Genomic DNA, 1,470 nt, shown 5'->3' on the forward strand with positions numbered 1-1,470 from the left:
ACATCCGGATTCATATCACCATCTTCTAAGAAAATTTTGAGATCTTTTCCTTCACGCTTGGCGATAATATTTTGTGGACCAAAACCAGTTTGATCATCAATTAACTGATAATTAGATTTATCTCTTGCCTCAATAATTAATGTGTCGCCTTGATTAATTTTTTGAGAGGCAATTACTTTTTTTGCACTTAATACTTTTAATGTTGCTGACATATTTATTCCTCAAAAACTAAACTTATTTTGTTCCGTAAACCGTCACTTCAACGCGGCGGTTTGGTAAATTACATTGATTTCTGACCACACCTGTTAAAGCACTACAATTCGTGACTACCGGTTCTTTTTTGCCATAGCCGATGGCTTTTACCGGAGCAGTAATGCCCGAATATTGCAGTTGTTGTTTTACGCTGTTCGCACGTTTTTCCGATAAAACAAGGTTATAGCTGTCGGAACCTAGGTTATCCGTATGACCACCCACTACAATATGCGAAACGTTTAAGGTTTTGACGTGTTCCATAAACTGTTCCAGTTTTTCACGCCCGGCAGGAAGAATGTCCTTATAACCATATTTATCAAAGGCAAACAATGCACTGCTATCCACCGCAATGGCAGCAACCACTACCGGTGGCTGACAATTCACCGCATTTGGTACACGTGATAAAGTTTGGCTTTCTTTCGGTAAATTCGCAACTTCCTGTTCGGCTACAGTGCGTTCCATGCGTTGCAGATAAAGCTGTCCGTTAGGTTCTTGCGATACTTTAATATATGCCACTTCACCGATTGGTAATGTATAACTTACGCCTTGAGTGCGGTTACCAAATTTTTGATTTGAACTGAAGGATGTGCTGAATAAGTGTTTATCCGCACAAACCGGCACTGCACTATATGCATTTGGCAATAAGGAGGCTTGATAATTGCCATCAACATAAATATTAGTCGCAGGTCCTTGAAGATCCCCTTGACGATAGAACACCGCTAACGATTGGTTTTCACCAAGTTGGGGGGCTAATTTAGTTTGATTAAAATTGCTCCATACTTCTAATGGTTGATTAGCATCACGTGCACAACCACTTAGCGCTAATACCATTCCAAGTCCTAACAATGTTTTTTTCATAAAAAACCTCTTTGTTTTATTGTATTGACCCAATACTGACTTTCCTTGTCATTAACATAGCATTGCCACATTTCAAAGAAATTCGTATAAAGATCAGATAAATAGCTGTAACTTGAGTCTAATGAAATAAAAAAAACCCAAGTCTAAAGGTTTGGGGCTGACGTAGATTAGCCCTAAATTCCACACCATTTTCGCAACATTTTAAGTTGCTCTTTTGGTGTTCCAAAGTTAAACCGAAATTCACATTCCTTCAAGAATAAGGGAAAATTTTTTCGGTCGATTCCATTATATTTTCGGAGTATCCGCTTGGCTTGACTCCAAAAATTTTCAATGCCGTTAATGTGATTTTGTTTCACCGCA

The 1,470-nt window shown here is 38.5% G+C and carries 3 protein-coding genes; all 3 read right to left on the bottom strand.

Going from position 1 to position 1,470, the window contains the following annotated elements; translation table 11 throughout:
• Window positions 1-212, bottom strand: a 212-nt coding sequence (locus BKK52_RS12760) for a hypothetical protein (RefSeq protein ID WP_208606172.1), incomplete at its 3' end; no start/stop codon positions are given.
• A 22-nt stretch (window positions 213-234) separates the two neighbouring features.
• Entirely contained in the window at window positions 235-1,110 is an 876-nt protein-coding gene (locus tag BKK52_RS12765) for an OmpA family protein (protein ID WP_077478860.1), read from the bottom strand.
• Between the two features lie 173 nt (window positions 1,111-1,283).
• Window positions 1,284-1,470: transposase (locus tag BKK52_RS12770; RefSeq protein ID WP_143531430.1), on the bottom strand; the 187-nt coding region annotated here is incomplete at its 5' end.

The sequence above is a fragment of the Rodentibacter trehalosifermentans genome (genome assembly GCF_002000545.1).
Taxonomy (GTDB): domain Bacteria; phylum Pseudomonadota; class Gammaproteobacteria; order Enterobacterales; family Pasteurellaceae; genus Rodentibacter; species Rodentibacter trehalosifermentans.

Excerpts from the sequence above, each read along its gene's own strand:
- BKK52_RS12765 (WP_077478860.1), bottom strand. The coding sequence starts at position 1,110 with ATGAAAAAAACATTGTTAGGACTTGGAATGGTATTAGCGCTAAGTGGT.